Origin of the sequence: Prevotella sp. MGM1 (assembly GCF_002933775.1) — a bacterium.
In the GTDB taxonomy this organism is placed as follows: domain Bacteria; phylum Bacteroidota; class Bacteroidia; order Bacteroidales; family Bacteroidaceae; genus Prevotella.
Genome location: NZ_BEWV01000221.1, coordinates 1 through 16,053 on the forward strand (window position 1 = coordinate 1; position 16,053 = coordinate 16,053).

Annotated in this window: 13 protein-coding genes; 9 read left to right on the plus strand and 4 right to left on the minus strand. The window is 47.9% G+C overall.

The window, feature by feature from the left end:
• Window positions 1-88: 88 nt before the first annotated feature.
• The 4 genes from thiL to sppA all read right to left on the minus strand — a co-directional run bounded on the left by thiL (window position 89) and on the right by sppA (window position 5,070).
• Window positions 89-1,159, minus strand: coding sequence for a thiamine-phosphate kinase (gene thiL, locus MoGM_RS12030; RefSeq protein ID WP_104370296.1), 1,071 nt, complete (start codon window positions 1,157-1,159; stop codon window positions 89-91).
• Between the two features lie 252 nt (window positions 1,160-1,411).
• Complete coding sequence (locus tag MoGM_RS12035; protein ID WP_104370297.1) at window positions 1,412-2,221, minus strand: purine-nucleoside phosphorylase; 810 nt, start codon at window positions 2,219-2,221, stop codon at window positions 1,412-1,414.
• The gene (gene lpxK / locus MoGM_RS12040; protein ID WP_104370298.1) at window positions 2,106-3,275 is read right to left on the minus strand and encodes a tetraacyldisaccharide 4'-kinase; all 1,170 of its coding nucleotides are present in this window, start codon (window positions 3,273-3,275) and stop codon (window positions 2,106-2,108) included. Before lpxK ends, MoGM_RS12035 begins: the two co-directional genes overlap by 116 nt.
• A 22-nt stretch (window positions 3,276-3,297) precedes the next feature.
• Entirely contained in the window at window positions 3,298-5,070 is a 1,773-nt protein-coding gene (gene sppA, locus MoGM_RS12045; protein ID WP_104370299.1) for a signal peptide peptidase SppA, read from the minus strand.
• A 267-nt stretch (window positions 5,071-5,337) separates the two neighbouring features.
• Here sppA and MoGM_RS12845 point away from each other — a divergent pair, with 267 nt between their 5' ends.
• From MoGM_RS12845 to groL, 9 genes are all read left to right on the plus strand, one after another.
• Window positions 5,338-5,553: a hypothetical protein gene (locus MoGM_RS12845; protein WP_146078738.1), complete on the plus strand. Its 216-nt coding sequence runs from the start codon at window positions 5,338-5,340 to the stop codon at window positions 5,551-5,553.
• Window positions 5,554-5,953: 400 nt separating this feature from the next.
• The gene (locus tag MoGM_RS12050) at window positions 5,954-7,303 is read left to right on the plus strand and encodes a glycoside hydrolase family 28 protein (RefSeq protein ID WP_104370300.1); all 1,350 of its coding nucleotides are present in this window, start codon (window positions 5,954-5,956) and stop codon (window positions 7,301-7,303) included.
• 19 nt (window positions 7,304-7,322) lie between these two features.
• Window positions 7,323-8,432: a DegT/DnrJ/EryC1/StrS aminotransferase family protein gene (locus MoGM_RS12055; protein WP_104370301.1), complete on the plus strand. Its 1,110-nt coding sequence runs from the start codon at window positions 7,323-7,325 to the stop codon at window positions 8,430-8,432.
• Window positions 8,429-9,637: an ATP-grasp domain-containing protein gene (locus MoGM_RS12060; RefSeq protein WP_104370302.1), complete on the plus strand. Its 1,209-nt coding sequence runs from the start codon at window positions 8,429-8,431 to the stop codon at window positions 9,635-9,637. Before MoGM_RS12055 ends, MoGM_RS12060 begins: the two co-directional genes overlap by 4 nt.
• A gap of 15 nt (window positions 9,638-9,652) precedes the next feature.
• Complete coding sequence (locus MoGM_RS12065; RefSeq protein ID WP_146078739.1) at window positions 9,653-10,711, plus strand: NAD/NADP-dependent octopine/nopaline dehydrogenase family protein; 1,059 nt, start codon at window positions 9,653-9,655, stop codon at window positions 10,709-10,711.
• Between the two features lie 4 nt (window positions 10,712-10,715).
• Window positions 10,716-12,569 (plus strand): cobalamin-binding protein, encoded by a 1,854-nt coding sequence (locus tag MoGM_RS12070; RefSeq protein ID WP_104370304.1) that lies wholly within the window; start codon window positions 10,716-10,718, stop codon window positions 12,567-12,569.
• Window positions 12,570-12,616: 47 nt separating this feature from the next.
• Window positions 12,617-13,621, plus strand: coding sequence for a glycosyltransferase (locus MoGM_RS12075; protein WP_158249612.1), 1,005 nt, complete (start codon window positions 12,617-12,619; stop codon window positions 13,619-13,621).
• Window positions 13,622-13,715: 94 nt separating this feature from the next.
• Window positions 13,716-13,985, plus strand: a complete 270-nt coding sequence (locus tag MoGM_RS12080; RefSeq protein WP_104370306.1) for a co-chaperone GroES — start codon at window positions 13,716-13,718, stop codon at window positions 13,983-13,985.
• Between the two features lie 187 nt (window positions 13,986-14,172).
• Window positions 14,173-15,804, plus strand: a complete 1,632-nt coding sequence (gene groL / locus MoGM_RS12085; RefSeq protein ID WP_104370307.1) for a chaperonin GroEL — start codon at window positions 14,173-14,175, stop codon at window positions 15,802-15,804.
• Window positions 15,805-16,053 lie beyond the last annotated feature (249 nt).

Consider the following 16,053-nt stretch of genomic DNA (forward strand, 5'->3'; position numbering starts at 1 on the left):
ATTAACAAAACAGCATAAACGAATGCTAAAAAGTTGTTGTTTAAGGTGTTTTAACAATACGGCCTGTGCTGTCTTGTCATTTGCCGTATTATTCCTTGCTTAGCGGGTTCCAGCCCTGCGCTTTGAGCTCAAACTCGTTGTCGTCTCTGGTCACGAGGACAGTTCCAAGGCTTTCTTTGGTGATATGTCCTATCAGTCTTACATCTTCCAGTGCTTCTATCTTTCCGTAGTCTCCTATCGGCACGGTGAAGAGCAGCTCGTAGTCTTCGCCGCCGTTGAGTGCGCATGTGGTCACGTTCATGTTCAGTTCCTCGGCCATTACCGCTGTCTGATAGTCTATCGGCAGGTTTTTCTCGAAGATGCGGCATCCGGTGTGGCTTTGCTTGCAGATGTGTATGAGCTCGCTCGAAAGGCCGTCGCTGATATCCATCATGGCCGTAGGGCGGATACCGGCCTCGTGCAGTCGCCTGATGATGTCGCCCCGTGCCTCGGCTTGCAGTTGCCGTTGCAGCAGATATTCTTTGCCGGCAAACTCCGGTTGGAACTGTGCCAGCTCCTTTAATGCCTTTTGATCTCCTTTTTTTCTTGCCTCGTTTACCTGCTGGTAGTATACGCTTTTCTCCCGTTCGAGCAGTTGCAGGCCCATGTATGCCGCTCCAAGGTCGCCCGACACGCACACGAGATCGGTTTCCTTGGCTCCATTTCTGTATATTATCTCATCTTTGTCGGCTTCTCCGATGCATGTTATACTGATGGCAAGCCCTGTGTATGATGATGTGGTGTCGCCTCCGACAATGTCCACGTTCCACTTGTCGCACGCCATGCGGAGTCCTTCGTAGAACATCTCCACGTCCTCCACTGTGAACCGTTTGCTCAGCGCGAGGCTCACCGTGAGTTGCCTCGGGGTACCGTTCATGGCGAATATGTCGCTTATGTTCACCATCGCCGACTTGTATCCGAGATGTCTCATGTCGGTGTATGTGAGATCGAAGTGTACTCCTTCCATGAGCATGTCGGTGGTGATGAGAACTTCTTTGTCGGGATAATGAACAACGGCGCAGTCGTCTCCCACACCGTATTTTGTAGATTCGTTTTTCGGTTTGATGTCTTTTGTCAGTCTGCTGATGAGGCCGAACTCACCTAATTCTGAGATGTTCATTCTTTAATTGGGTTGTAATTATACTGTTAATGTTGGACTGTTTGCTTGTTAATAGCATTCCTGTATATGCGGGTTCGTTTATGCGGCCTGATGTCTTGATATTCCGGTTGCTATGGCATCATGGGCACTGTTTGCCGCGAATGTATGGCGGGTGAAATGAAATATTCTGCATAAAGCCATGAATTTTGAACTATGGATGACCGTTGTGTATGTCGTCCATAATTCAAAATTCATAATCGGCCGGCGTAATTATTACGCCCTGTTTATCATCTCGCGCATGATCTCCGTCATGAGCGGTTGAGCCTTGTTGGCGGCTATCTGCACTTCCTCGTGGCTCACTTCCACGGGTGTGTCCTCCAGTCCGAGGTCGGTGATGATGCTTATTCCGAAGGTCTTTATGCCGCAATGGTGCGCCACGATGACTTCAGGCACGGTGCTCATGCCAACGGCGTCACCGCCCAGCCGGTGATACATCTTGTATTCCGCGGGTGTCTCAAATGTCGGGCCTTGCACTCCCACGTATACGCCGTGAACCACGCGGATGCCCTTTTCGGCCGCGATTGCGTCGGCCTCGGCAATGAGTTTGTTGTCGTATGTCTCGTGCATGTCGGGGAAACGGGGACCGGTGGGGAAGTTCTTGCCGCGCAACGGGTGCTCGGGGAAGAAGTTGATGTGGTCTGTTATAATCATCAGGTCGCCTATCTTGAACTCCGGATTCATGCCGCCCGAGGCGTTGGAGACAAACAGTGTCTCGATGCCCAGCTCGTACATCACGCGGATGGGGAACGTCACTTCCTTCATCGAGTAGCCCTCGTAGTAGTGGAAGCGGCCTTCCATGGCCATGATGTCCTTGTCGCCGAGCTTTCCGAAGATAAGCCTTCCGGCGTGTCCCTCTACCGTCGACACCGGAAAGTTGGGTATTTCCTGATACGGGAAGTAGTATGCGTCAGTTATTTCTGAAGCTAATTGTCCGAGGCCTGTTCCCAGAATGATGGCCGTCTTTGGACTTGTTGTCATCCTTTGCTTTAACCAGGATGCTGTTTCTTGAATTCTTTCGTACATAACCTGTTATATTTTCGTTAAACCGTTCTTCCTGTTCGAGCATGAAGCGCACTTTCACCGGCAGTGCGTAGAGGCTGTTGCGAACCTCTTCGTCCAGTCCTTCGAGACCTTGAAGTCGCGTCGCGTCTTTCTCGGTGGTGATGATAATCTTCGGTGACGGCAGCCGCTCGAATGCCCTGTTGATCTTCTCCGCGTCTTTCTTCGTGAACGCATGGTGATCCCTGAACGTGAGCGGTGTGATGCTTCCGGTATGTTCTTTGAGGTCTATCATCATCTGTCCTGGCGACGCTATACCCGTGAGCAGCAGTATGTTCTCGTCTTTCAGCGTGCCGAGCTGCCTCTCGCCGTTGCCGAATATATGGCGTGGCGAGTCATAGTCGAGTGTAGTGAAGTACAGATGCTGGTATGGGTAAAGGTTCATAGCCTTTGTGATAACTCTGAACTCCATCGGTTTCAGTCCTTTCGGGCACTTCGTGACGATAACGATGTCTGCCCTGTTCTTGCCTGACAGGGGTTCCCGCAGGCGTCCCGCCGGCAACAGTTTGTCGTATATTATCAGTCTGTGATAGTCTACAAGCAGTATGTTTATACCGGGTTTGACATACCGGTGCTGAAACGCGTCGTCGAGCAATATCACGTCGATGTCTTCCGCTGTGTTGTCGTCTGTAAGCCGATCCACACCGTGGCACCTGTCTTTGTCGACAGCTACGGTTATGTCGGGAAACTTGGTTTTCATCTGGTAAGGCTCGTCTCCGATGTCCCTCACTGTAGAGTCTGCGCCGGCGAGCACGAAGCCGCGGCTTTTACGTTTGTATCCCCGGCTGAGCACCGCCACGTTAAATCTGTCTTTCAGCAGTCTTACGAGATACTCCACGTGCGGTGTTTTGCCAGTGCCTCCGATTGTGATGTTGCCCACCGATATCATCGGGATGTCGAAAGCCCTGCTTTTCAATATTCCCACTTCGAACAGTGTATTGCGCAGTCTTACGGCAGCGCCGTATATCCAACTGAGCGGCAACAGCCGGTAGTTTATCTTTATGAGGTCTCCTTCCATTTTGTCCTGTGCCGTTTCCGGGTTATTTCATTACTATCCTGTAAGGCATTCTGGCCTGTATGGCGTTCTGGTTGTTTATGTCTTTGATGAACATAAACGGTGCGTAGAACTCTCCGAGCACGCTCTTCATTTGCTCGTTGAGATAGTTTCTGCCCGACATTCTTGACACGAACTGATCCATGAAACTCGGAGGTGCCGGATAGCCGGTCGTATGGTATTCGTCGAGTTTTGCCAGTCGGGCGGCTTTCTTCACAGCCTTGTCAAGACCGCCAAGCTCGTCGACGAGTTTCACTTTCAGTGCGTCGCTGCCTGTCCATACACGTCCCTGGGCTATTTTCTCCACGGCGTCTACCGACATCTTGCGGCCGTCGGCCACACGTTTGCGGAACAGATTGTATCCGCGGTCTATATATTTGTTGAGATAGGCTATCTCTTCCTCGTTGAACGGGCGTGCCGGTGTGCCGAAAGCGCTGTGCCGGTTTGTCTTTACCTCATCGAATTTCACTCCGAGCTTGTCGGTCAGCAGGCCGCTGTAATCAGGGAACATACCGAATATGCCGATGCTTCCCGTGAGTGTCGTCGGCTCTGCATAGATATGGTTTGCGGCGCAGCTCATGTAGTAACCGCCGGAGGCGGCATATCCTCCCATGGAAACCACCACGGGCTTTTTCTTTTTCAAGTTAACCACCGAGTGCCATATCTGCTCGGATGCGTATGCGCTTCCGCCGCCTGAGTTGACTCGGATGACTACTGCTTTCACGTCGTCATCGTCGGCGAGCTTGTCAAGATCCCTGCATACGACTTGGGCGTTGATGCAATTCTCGCTCGACAACCCTCCGGGTGCCATGTCGACGATGTCTCCGTAAGCGTAGTAAACGGCAATATTGTCTCCCTTGTCGCTGTTTTTGCGCTCCACGTTTGCCATGTCGCCGAGTGACAGCTGGTTTATAGTCTCATCATTGTCGATGCCGAGCAGTTTTTTTATCTCGACTTTGACCTCGTCCGTGTACATAAGTTTGTCTACGAGTCTCATGGATATGTAACTCTCCGGCTCGGCCGTCATGATGAGGTTGTCGGCATATTCGTTGAGTTTTTCCGTTGAGACCCTGCGGCTGGCGCTCACGTCTTTCACCATTGAGTTCCATGTGCCTTGCAGGTATGCGGTCACCTGTTCTCTGTTAGGCTCGCTCATGCCGTCGGCCGTGAGTATTTCGGGGGCGCTTTTGTATTTGCCTACTTTAGACAGCTGCACCTTTACTCCGAACTTCGCGAGCATGTCTTTCAGAAAGTAAGGCTGTGACGCCAGGCCGTGCCAGTCTATCATTCCCTGCGGGTTCAGAAATACCTTGTCTGCCACAGAGCATATATAGTATGCGTTTTGGGTATAGCTGTCTCCATATGCCACAATCCACTTGCCGCTCTTTCGGAAGTCGCTCAACTTGTTGCGTATTGCCTGTGCCGAAGCGGGAGCGTCGGGGGCGAACATGCCGGCCTCGATGTATATTCCTTTAATGTCATTGTTTTCTTTGGCCTTTTCTATTGCTTCAAGTATGTTGTCAAGCCCGAGGCTTTCTCCTGCGCTGCCCATGATAATGCTCATCGGGTCGTCTTTCGCTCTTTCTTGTAGGATTCCCGACAGGGAGAGTACAAACACGGAGTTGTCTTTCACTGCCATTGTAGCGCTTCCGGATAGAGCCATGCCTATCAGTGAGAAAATGCAGATGGCGGTCATCAGCGAGACGGATAGGGCTAAACCGGTAACGGTGGCCAGTGTGTACTTGATGAAATCTTTCATAATGATATATTTATAGATAAATTACGATTTTAGCAAATATAACGCGGATATGGCGAAAGGAGCGTGTCTCCGGTCAATCCGTCTCGTTCGCTGTCGCCGGCCGGTGTCAGGCACATGCTTTATCTTGCAAAGATACGAATAATCACCGTAATAAACGAAATTATTTTGAATTATTATGACAATGGGAATTGTGACCGTGTTGAAAGGTATGGCAAATGTAAAAATAATGTCATAAATTTAACGTTTTGTTTTTGGACGAAATAGAACGTGAACGCGATATACAATGCGCTATATGCGATGTGGTTCAAGGGTCGGTGGTATGGGGTGATGTCACGTTTAGACACCCGTTGGGTTGCATTCGGCCGCTCGTTGTCTTGCAACGGGATACCCGTTACCTCGCGATATGCCGCTGAATGGACTCCAACGGGTATCCCGTTGCAAGAAAATAGTGCCCGGCAACCGATGCCAGGAGTGCAGGTTTAGGCGAGGTTTGGTGTATTGTATTGATATTCAGGCTGTTGTGAGGGGAGTGTGATATTTCGGGAAAATCGGGTCGGGCGGTAGTTTTTTCAAAACGGGTGAGTTTTGAAAGGCTTTTTGTCGGATTTTTTGATATCTTTCATGATAGTGCGTAAGGTGTTTTGCGGATTCATGGAAGAACGGCTTTTTTATGATGGAGAGCTTTGTCCAGTGTGTTGTATTCCCATGTGTTTCTGCCGGAGACTTGTTCTTTTCCGTATGTGCGTGATTTTCATTTTATTTTGACGCTTCATGCGCTTTGTCGTTTTGAAAAGAAATTATCGGTGTGCCGGTTGTCCTTTATTAGGAAAAAAATATTATCTTTGCGGTCAGTAAACTAATCAACAAAACAGTATTAAGGAAAATGAATATCAGAATGATTGTCACGTTGTCGCTCGCAGTGATTTGCACGGCATCGTTCGCGAAGAAAAAGAAAGTCGAACTTTTCCCTGACGGTACACCTGTTCCCGAGTGGTTCAGTGACACGTCGAAAGTTGACGTGGAGACGCTCGGCCGTAAGTATGTCATCACCGACTATGGAGTGAAGAATGACTCTACGATAGTGCAGACGGAGCAGATACAGGCCGTGATAGACAAGGCGGCAGCGGCCGGTGGCGGCGTGGTGGTGATACCGAAAGGAACATTCCTTTCCGGTTCGGTGTTCTTCAAGCAGGGCACGCACCTCTATGTCGAAGAGGGCGGCACACTGAAAGGCAGCGACCGCATACGCGACTTCAAACTGCTTACCACCCGCATGGAGGGCCAGACACTCAAGTATTTCGCCGCGTTGGTGAACGCCGACGGTGTGGACGGTTTCACGATAGCGGGAAAAGGAACTGTCAACGGTAACGGCCGCAATTATTGGGAGGAGTTCTGGATACGCCGCCAGTATAACCGTCAGTGTACCAACCTCGAAGCCATGCGCCCCAGGCTGGTATACATATCAAACAGCAAGAACGTCACCGTGCAGGATGTGCGCCTCATCAACAGCCCTTTCTGGACAAACCACTTATATAAGAGCGAGTATGTGCGCTATCTCGGCTGCTATATTTATGCGCCCAACAGCGGAGTGACACCGGTAGACCCGAAGCGCGGTGCCCCCAGCTCCGACGCGATAGACCTCGACGTGTGCAAGAACGTACTCATACACGGATGCTACATGAGCGTGTGCGATGACGCGGTGGTGCTCAAAGGCGGCAAGGGAACTTGGGCGGACAAAGATCCGAACAACGGTCCGTGCTCGAACATCATCATCCAGGACTGTACATACGGCAAGGTGCACGGATGCCTCACTCTCGGCAGCGAGAGCCTGCACGACCGTAATGTAATCCTGCGCCGGTGTACCGTGACTCAGGCAAACCGTGTGCTGTGGCTCAAAATGCGTCCTGACACGCCTCAGCATTATGAGTACGTGACGGTGGAAGACCTCACGGGAGACTGCAACAGCTTCCTCGTGGTGCGTCCGTGGACACAGTTCTTCAAGCCCGAACAGCGTGACGACATGCCTCTCTCCACATGCAACAACATAACATTGCGCAATATAAAGATGGACTGCAAGAACTTCTTCGACGTGGGCAAGTCGGACAAATACCGCCTTACGGATTTCACGTTCGAGAACTGTGACGTGCAAGACAAGAAGAATGCCTTTGACAAGACTGTGATAGAAAACTGCGTGGTGAAGAACTTGAAGATAAACGGCACAGCCGTCAAATAACGGAAATAAAAAACAGGCCATGGACAACAAGAAGATAACCGTGACATCGCCGCTTCTGCCGGAGTTGGAAAGTTTCAGCGAGTCATTGAAAGAGATTTGGGAAAGTAAGTGGATAACCAACAACGGCGCTTTCCACAAGCGTCTTGAAAGCGCGTTGTGCGAGTATCTCAAAGTACCCTATGTAAGTCTCTTCACCAATGGTACGCTTCCGCTCATTACGGCATTGCAGGCCATGCGGGTCACGGGCGAGGTGATAACCTCTCCTTACAGTTTCGTGGCCACGAGCCATTCTCTTTGGTGGAACGGTATCAAGCCTGTGTTCGTGGACATAGACCCGGCGACGGGAAATATTGATCCGGAGCGGATAGAGGCCGCCATTTCACCGAAGACAACGGCCATAATGCCGGTACATGTGTATGGTACGCCATGCGATACCGATGCCATACAGAGCATAGCCGATAAGTATGGACTTCGTGTCATATACGATGCGGCTCATGCTTTCGGTGTGGAGAAAGACGGGGTGAGCGTGCTGAACGCCGGCGACATGTCGACGCTCAGCTTTCATGCCACCAAGGTTTTCAATACCATTGAGGGGGGAGCGCTGGTGGTGAGAGACGCCGAGACAAAAAAACGTATCGATTATCTTAAAAATTTCGGATTTGCCAGTGAGACGGAAGTGGTGGCTCCCGGGATAAACAGCAAGATGGACGAGATACGCTCGGCCTACGGATTGCTGAACTTGAAACAGGTGGACAGGGCGATAGCGGCACGCCGGAATGTGGCTTTGCAATACCGTGAGAGGTTGAAAGACGTTGCCGGCCTAAGGTTTTTCAACGACATGCCAGGCGTAAGGCATAATTATTCGTACTTCCCCGTATTTGTGGACGAGAGCGAATACGGCATGTCGCGTGATGAGCTGTATTTCAAAATGCGCGATGCCGGAGTGTTCGGCCGACGGTATTTCTATCCGCTCATAAGCACGTTCTCTACCTATCGCGGCCTTCCTTCTGCTGCACCGTCGAATCTTCCCGAGGCCCACCGCATGGCCGACAGCGTGATATGCCTGCCGATGCACCATGAGCTGGGCGGTGAGGATGTGGAAAGAATATTATCACTGATAGAAAGATGAAAATACTTGTGTTGGCCGGAGGGGCCGATCAGATTGCTCTGATATGCGAATTGAAACGTCGCGGACATACGGTCGTACTGATAGACTATTTTGAAAATCCGCCAGCCCGTGATTATGCGGATAAACATATAGTGGCGAGCACTCTTGATGTGGAGCGGGTGAAAGCCATAGCTGTCGCGGAAAGGGTGGGGCTTGTTTGTACGGCTTGCACCGATCAGGCTCTGCTCACCGTGGCAAATGTTTCAGAGCAGTTGGGGCTGCCGTGTTACCTGTCTCATCGTCTGGGACTTAATGTGACCAACAAGTCGTATATGAAGAAGATACTGGCGGACAATGGAATTCCGACGGCCCGATATGCTATTATCGACAAACAGGATGTTGGTATATTGGAAAATTTCACTTTTCCGCTGGTTGTAAAGCCGGTTGACTGTAATTCTTCGAAAGGTGTCAGTCTTGTGGATGAAGAAGAGCAACTGGCTTTATGTATCGAGAATGCCATAAAGGCGAGCCGCACTTGCACAGCCGTTGTGGAAGAATACAAAAAAGGAGATGAGATTTCCGCTGATTTTTATATTAAAGACGGGAAAGCGATATTCCTGTCTGCCACCAAGTCCGTGAAAATACCGAAGAGATCGTCTTTCACTATTCTCGCAAGCATATATCCGGTGGTTGATTTGGCAAAGCAACGTGAGTTGGAAAGAATAGCAGACTGTATATCGGCTGCTTTCGGCATAGTTAACGCCCCGCTGTTGGTACAATTGATAGACGGTGAAGAGGGTATGAGTGTAATCGAGTTCAGCGCAAGAATGGGAGGCGGCTCGAAGTACAGTTTGATCCACAGGTTGACAGGGGTTGACATAATGGCGGAATATGTGAGTCTGATACTGGGAGAGACACCCTCCGTGAATCCTTCAAAGCAAGTCGAATATGCCAAGATGGTTTATATATATTGTACCCCAGGAGTGTTTGATCATCTGGAAGGTTTCGACATGTTGAAAGATACTGGTGTGATAGATGATTATTTCCAATATAAGACAGCAGGGATGAAGATAGAACATGTCAAGACAAGCGGTGACCGCCCTGCGGGTTACCTCATAACGGCTAACACGGCGAAAGAGCTTGATGACAAACAGTTTTTTGTGGATTCGCACGTTAAGGTTATATCATCAATCGGTGAAGATATGATGATACATGGTTTGTTTTAAGTGAAGAGCGGTGCTATGCGGAAGATTACTGTTATCGGAACAGGCAACGGAGGACAGGCGGTAGCGGGATATTGTGCTGCCATGGGATTGCCGGTATGCCTTTACGGACGAAGGAAACCTGATATACCGGATAACATAATAAGACTCGAAGGGGCATTGAATGCCGTAGGGGTGGTGGAAATTATAACGGACAGTATTGAAAAGGCTGTGTGTTTTGCCGATTTGATAATGATTGTCACAACTTCTACCGCACATAGGGAAATAGCGAATCTGATGTTGCCATTTCTCCGTAACGGGCAGGCAATTATCCTCAATCCGGGAAGAACGCTGGGAATAGTTGAACTGAACGGAGTGTTGGCACAACGGAAAGAACTCAATGTCATGATAGCCGAGGCGCAGACTTTATTATATGCGTGTCGTAAGGTCAGGGACGGGGTGGTGAAAGTGATAGGAGTAAAAGACAATGTGCCGTTGACCGGCCGTACTCCGTTGGAAACCGAAACTATAATAAGTCGGTTCGGTGATTTGTTCCCTGGGTTTATTCCTGCTGTGAACTTTATCCATACAGGTTTGGAGAATATAGGAGCTATATTTCATCCGTCGATAGTTATTTTTAATGTGGCTACCATCGAGCGTAACGATAAGTTTTATTTCTATCGTGATATGACCGATGAAGTTGCGGCTTTTATCGAGAAACTTGATAAAGAGCGGTTACGTATCGGCAGAGCGTATGGTATAAGGCTTATGCCTGTTTTTGAATGGATAAGGTATGCGTATCCGGAAACCGAAGGGTGTACATTGAAAGAGCGGTTCAGGAACAATCCTGCTTATAACGATATTCTCGGGCCGGGAACTATATTTACGCGTCAATTGACGGAAGACATTCCTACCGGTCTTTTGCCGATGAGCGAGCTTGCCCGTTTGGCAGGCGTGGACACCCCTTTGATGGACTCGCTGATAGTATTGACATCTTCTTTGCTTGACATTGATTTTCGTGAAAAAGGGCGTACGCTTGACAATTTGAACCTTTCCGGAATGTCGAAAGACGAAATAATAAAACTTTTTCAAGGTTAACAGAATGGACACATCGGAGGTTTATGGATTAATAAAGCCATTGGTTGATGTACACACAATGGGACTGTTCACAATAGCCAATCTTTTGAGAGATTGTGGTTACAAGGTATGTATTGCCGGCGATGACGTGAATGGAGCGTTGGAAAACCTGACCCGTCTTAACAATTATGGTCTGGTAAAGCGTTGGATAGGGGAGAACGGGATAACACGTCTCGGCTTTAGTTACAGACTTGACCCGCAGAAAGGTTGTGAATTGTTTCTTTCTTTATATGAGCGGCTGTTGGGTGACAAGATGTTCTCAAAAGACGGAGGCAGGCTGAAAGGCATTCATTTCGCCGGATTACCGGATACTTGCGATATGGTGTCGGGGAAAACAGGAGGTTCTGTTCTTGTATTTCGTGGAGACGAACCGCCTGTACGGTCGTTGACTATGCTTGGTGTGCCACAGGAACGTATACCAGTATCAGTCTCTCAGGATGACGAGTATGATAGGATGCGATGGAATTTTGCCAAGGAATTGATTGAGTCGGAGAGATATAGGCATATTGTCTCTCCTGATCATTTCGGCTATGCGCAATGTGGCAAAGATGATGACTCATATCTCGCCCGCCTTGATTATGCGACAGCCAAGCATACATTACCTATAATAAGAACACATTCCGGACCTTATAATGTAAATCGTGAGGAGGCATTGAAAGAATACAATTCATGGTGTGAGGAACTTGCGGCATCCGGATTGCTTGATGTTTTGTCGATAGGCAGCTCGCAGTTGACACAATCTCATTTTGGAGAAAATTGGGAAGGACTGTCAAACGGCGGCGGAATACCAGTAAATTCGGAAATCGAATATCGGGTGATAAGAGAAAACGCACGTCCGATGCTTACACGGACATATTCAGGGACAAAGAATGTTCCTGAACTGGCACGCATACATGAGCGTTCTCTTAATATTTCATGGCATGCTCTGTCTTTTTGGTGGTTTAATGAATTGGATGGGCGCGGAAGTAATACTCTGCTTGAAAATTTGAGAGAGCATTTTGATGCTATTGGTTATATCGTAACCACAGGTAAGCCTGTCGAACCTAATGTCCCTCATCATTTCGCGTTCCGTGGATGCGACGATGTTAGTTACATTATATCAGGTTATCTTGCGGCAAAAGCATGTAAGAGGCTTGGGGTGCGTCATCTTATATTGCAGAATATGTTGAATACGCCGAAATATACAATCGGTATACAGGATTTGGCAAAGGGGCGGACGCTGATACGGCTTGTGCGTGAGTTGGAAGACGGGAACTTTCGTTTCAGTCTTCAGTCGCGTGCTGGGCTTGATTATTTCTCTCCTGATTTGGAAGATGCTAAAATACAGCTTGCCGCCGTCACTTGTCTGATGGATGATTTGGAACCGGATAATAGTGACAGTCCGCAAATTGTGCATGTGGTGAATTACTGCGAGGCAGTCAGGCTGGCAACACCTCCTGTTATAAAGGAAAGTATACAGATAACGTTGTCTGCCCTGAGGGAGTATAGGCAAGCCCGGATTAAGGGACTCGTACCGGACATGAAACACCATATGGAGACACTTGAACGGGCAGAAGAACTGTATGAGGAGTGCAAAACCGCTATTTGTATACTGGAAGACAATATACCGAACTTATATACTCCGGAAGGTTTTGAGAAGGTTTTTACAGAAGGTTTCCTGCCTGTTCCTTATCTGCTTGACCATCAGCGGAAATATCCTAAGGCCACGATGTGGAAGACGGCGGTAAAGAATGGTAGTGTTCGTGTCGTTGACGATGATGGCCGTATAATATCAACGGAAAGCCGTTATAGGTACATTGTAAATCAAATGAAAGATTAAGACATACGGAATTTATGTTTATAAAGGAATTATATAATCGTTTTCGAATGCAGGTCGAGTATCTTGGCGACAAGAAACCGGTGAACAGTATGCATCCGTTGGTATCGGTAGTAGTGACTACTTATCAGCACAAGGAGTTCATACGTCAATGTATAGATGCAATACTTATGCAGGATGTGAATTTCGATTATGAGATAGTGATAGGTGATGACGGCTCAACGGACGGGACAGCGGAAATATGTAAGGAATATGCTTTTGCGCATCAGGACAAGATAAGGCTATATGTACGCGACAGAAATGTTTCACATATTATTATAGACGGGAAAGACACACGTTATAACGGAATATGGAACAGAATGTCGGCAAGGGGCAAATACATAGCTCTTTGTGAGGGAGATGACTACTGGACAGACCCTTTGAAGCTTCAAAAGCAAGTGGATGTATTGGAAGGTAATCCGGAAATAGCCATGTGTGTTACAAATGCCTGTCAACTATCAGAAAACGGATTATGTGACGAACAAGGCCGATATAGTGAGAGCGGGATAGCTTCCACGGAGGATGTGATGCGTATAGGCGGTGGTTTTGCCCGTACTGCCACGTTCATGTTTCGCAAGAGTCTTATAGATAATTACCCGGAGTGTTGCCTTACTTGCCATGTGGGTGATTTCCCGTTGCAGACATTTGCGCTGATAAACGGAGGTATTTATTATCTGATTGACCGTACGGCTGTGTACAGATATTTCACTACAGGTAACTCATGGACGGCAAGGGTTAAGCGGGCAAGTGTAGAAAATCTGATGAAAGGCTGGCGGTCGGAGTTTGACATGTTGTCCGGTCTTGATGAGTACAGCGGTGGAAAGTACCACGAATTGTTCGCTTGGCGTGCCGCAAGATTGTTATATGAGAATATGAGCAGGCATCGTAATAAACGGAAAATGATAATAGACAATTTCGAAGATGTATATGCCTGTTTCGATTTTAAGATGAAATTGAAAGAACGATACCATTATTTGTTGTATCGGATAAGAAACGTCTGCCACTTTGGCAGATAATGCGTTTGGCATGGTTTTGGCATAATACACGATGAAATAGGATAAATGAATAGAAATTAATAGTTTAAAATAAAACAATAAATACATTAGAATTATGAACATTAAACCATTAGCAGACAGAGTATTGGTGCTTCCTGCGCCGGCAGAAGAGAAAGTTGGCGGTATTATTATTCCCGACACGGCAAAAGAGAAACCGTTGCACGGTAAAATCGTTGCGACAGGCAAGGGGACAAAGGATGAAGAGATGGTTCTCAAAGAGGGCGACGAGGTGCTTTATGGAAAATATTCAGGTACAGAACTTGAATTTGAGGGCGAAAAGTACCTTATGATGCGCCAGAGTGATGTGCTCGCGGTGATAGGGTGAGATATTCCTGACATGTAGACTATAAATCAGGATTAAAAGGAATATAATATATAATGTTTAGATTGAATTGTCCGGATGGTGAAAAGATGTTGTCTTTATGACAAATAGTTCTTGTCATGATATCCGATAATTCATCATATTTTCAGAAAATAAATAGAGAATACTATTTAAATAATAAACAATAACCATGGCAAAAGATATAAAATTCAATATGGATGCCCGCGATTTATTGAAGCAGGGTGTAGATCAGTTGGCTAATGCAGTGAAAGTTACGCTCGGCCCGAAAGGCCGCAATGTGATTATCGAAAAGAAGTTCGGTGCTCCACAGATAACAAAAGACGGTGTGACGGTAGCAAAGGAAGTGGAGCTTGAAGACCATTTCGAGAATACCGGTGCGCAGCTTGTCAAGAGTGTGGCAAGCAAGACCGGCGATGATGCCGGCGACGGAACGACCACAGCCACAATATTGGCACAGAGTATTATCAATGTCGGTTTGAAGAATGTGACGGCCGGAGCTAACCCCATGGATCTCAAGCGCGGTATAGACAAGGCTGTTGCCGCCGTAGTGGAATACATCAGAGGCAATGCTGAGAAAGTGGACGACAACTATGATAAGATAGAGCAGGTGGCTACTATATCAGCAAACAACGATCCCGAGATAGGAAAACTCATCGCCGACGCTATGCGTAAGGTCAGCAAGGACGGTGTTATCACAATCGAAGAGAGCAAGAGCCGCGACACATATATTAATGTGGTGGAGGGAATGCAGTTCGATCGAGGTTATCTGAGCAGCTATTTCATGACCGATGCCGATAAGATGGAGTGCGTGATGGACAATCCTTACATCCTCATCTATGACAAGAAGATAAGCAATATCAAAGATTTTCTTCCTGTTCTTCAGCCTGCGGCAGAGAGCGGACGTCCTCTTCTCGTGGTGGCAGAGGATGTGGACTCTGAGGCGCTTACCACTCTTGTTGTCAATCGTTTGCGCGGCGGTCTCAAAATATGCGCTGTCAAGGCTCCCGGATTTGGCGATCGCCGTAAGGCAATGCTTGAGGATATAGCAGTGTTGACAGGCGGAACTGTGATAAGCGAGGAGAAAGGACTGAAACTTGAGCAGGCAACTCTCGAGATGCTTGGTACTTGCGACAAGGTGGTTGTGACGAAAGACAATACCACTATCGTGAATGGTGCAGGCGAAAAACAAGCTATCGCAGACCGTGTGGCACAGATAAAGAATGAGATAAGCAACACGACAAGCTCTTATGATAAGGAGAAGTTGCAGGAGCGTTTGGCCAAGATGGCCGGTGGTGTGGCTGTTCTTTATGTCGGAGCCAACAGCGAAGTGGAAATGAAAGAAAAGAAAGACCGTGTCGATGACGCTCTATGCGCAACACGTGCGGCCATTGAAGAGGGTGTTGTTGCCGGTGGAGGCACAACTTATATCCGTGCTCTTTCAACATTGAAGGATGTCAAAGGTGTCAATGCCGATGAGCAGACCGGTATCAACATTGTTGAGCGTGCCATCGAGGAGCCTCTCCGTCAGATAGTAACCAACGCAGGCGGCGAAGGCGCCGTGGTTGTGCAGAAAGTCCGCGAAGGCGAGGGTGATTACGGATATAACGCCCGTACGGATGTCTATGAGGATATGCGCAAGGCCGGTGTCATAGACCCTGCAAAGGTAGCACGTGTGGCTTTGGAGAACGCAGCTTCTATCGCAGGCCTTTTCCTTACCACGGAATGCCTTATAGTAGACAAACCGGAGGATAAGGCGGCAATGCCTATGGGTGGCGCTCCAGGAATGGGCGGAATGATGTAATATTGCAAACCATAGATAGCAAAATGATAAAGGCCGATGAAATCATCGGCCTTTATTTGTATTTTATACACTTATAAGTATAAAATTTTACCGATTTTGTTTTGTAAGGAATAATAAAGTACATACCTTTGCAATGTAAGAAGATTATAAATATCAATGTGATAAGATGATACATATACAAGATATTTTTGATTTGTTTTAGTAGATTAGTTTTTAAGTAGTTTGTTTTTAGAAACCTATTGTCGGGAT

Coding starts and splice junctions, on each gene's coding strand:
- thiL (WP_104370296.1), bottom strand. CDS start 1,159: ATGAACATCTCAGAATTAGGTGAGTTCGGCCTCATCAGCAGACTGACA.
- MoGM_RS12035 (WP_104370297.1), bottom strand. CDS start 2,221: ATGTACGAAAGAATTCAAGAAACAGCATCCTGGTTAAAGCAAAGGATG.
- lpxK (WP_104370298.1), bottom strand. CDS start 3,275: ATGGAAGGAGACCTCATAAAGATAAACTACCGGCTGTTGCCGCTCAGT.
- sppA (WP_104370299.1), bottom strand. CDS start 5,070: ATGAAAGATTTCATCAAGTACACACTGGCCACCGTTACCGGTTTAGCC.
- MoGM_RS12050 (WP_104370300.1), top strand. CDS start 5,954: ATGAATATCAGAATGATTGTCACGTTGTCGCTCGCAGTGATTTGCACG.
- MoGM_RS12055 (WP_104370301.1), top strand. CDS start 7,323: ATGGACAACAAGAAGATAACCGTGACATCGCCGCTTCTGCCGGAGTTG.
- MoGM_RS12060 (WP_104370302.1), top strand. CDS start 8,429: ATGAAAATACTTGTGTTGGCCGGAGGGGCCGATCAGATTGCTCTGATA.
- MoGM_RS12065 (WP_146078739.1), top strand. CDS start 9,653: ATGCGGAAGATTACTGTTATCGGAACAGGCAACGGAGGACAGGCGGTA.
- MoGM_RS12070 (WP_104370304.1), top strand. CDS start 10,716: ATGGACACATCGGAGGTTTATGGATTAATAAAGCCATTGGTTGATGTA.
- MoGM_RS12075 (WP_158249612.1), top strand. CDS start 12,617: ATGCAGGTCGAGTATCTTGGCGACAAGAAACCGGTGAACAGTATGCAT.
- MoGM_RS12080 (WP_104370306.1), top strand. CDS start 13,716: ATGAACATTAAACCATTAGCAGACAGAGTATTGGTGCTTCCTGCGCCG.
- groL (WP_104370307.1), top strand. CDS start 14,173: ATGGCAAAAGATATAAAATTCAATATGGATGCCCGCGATTTATTGAAG.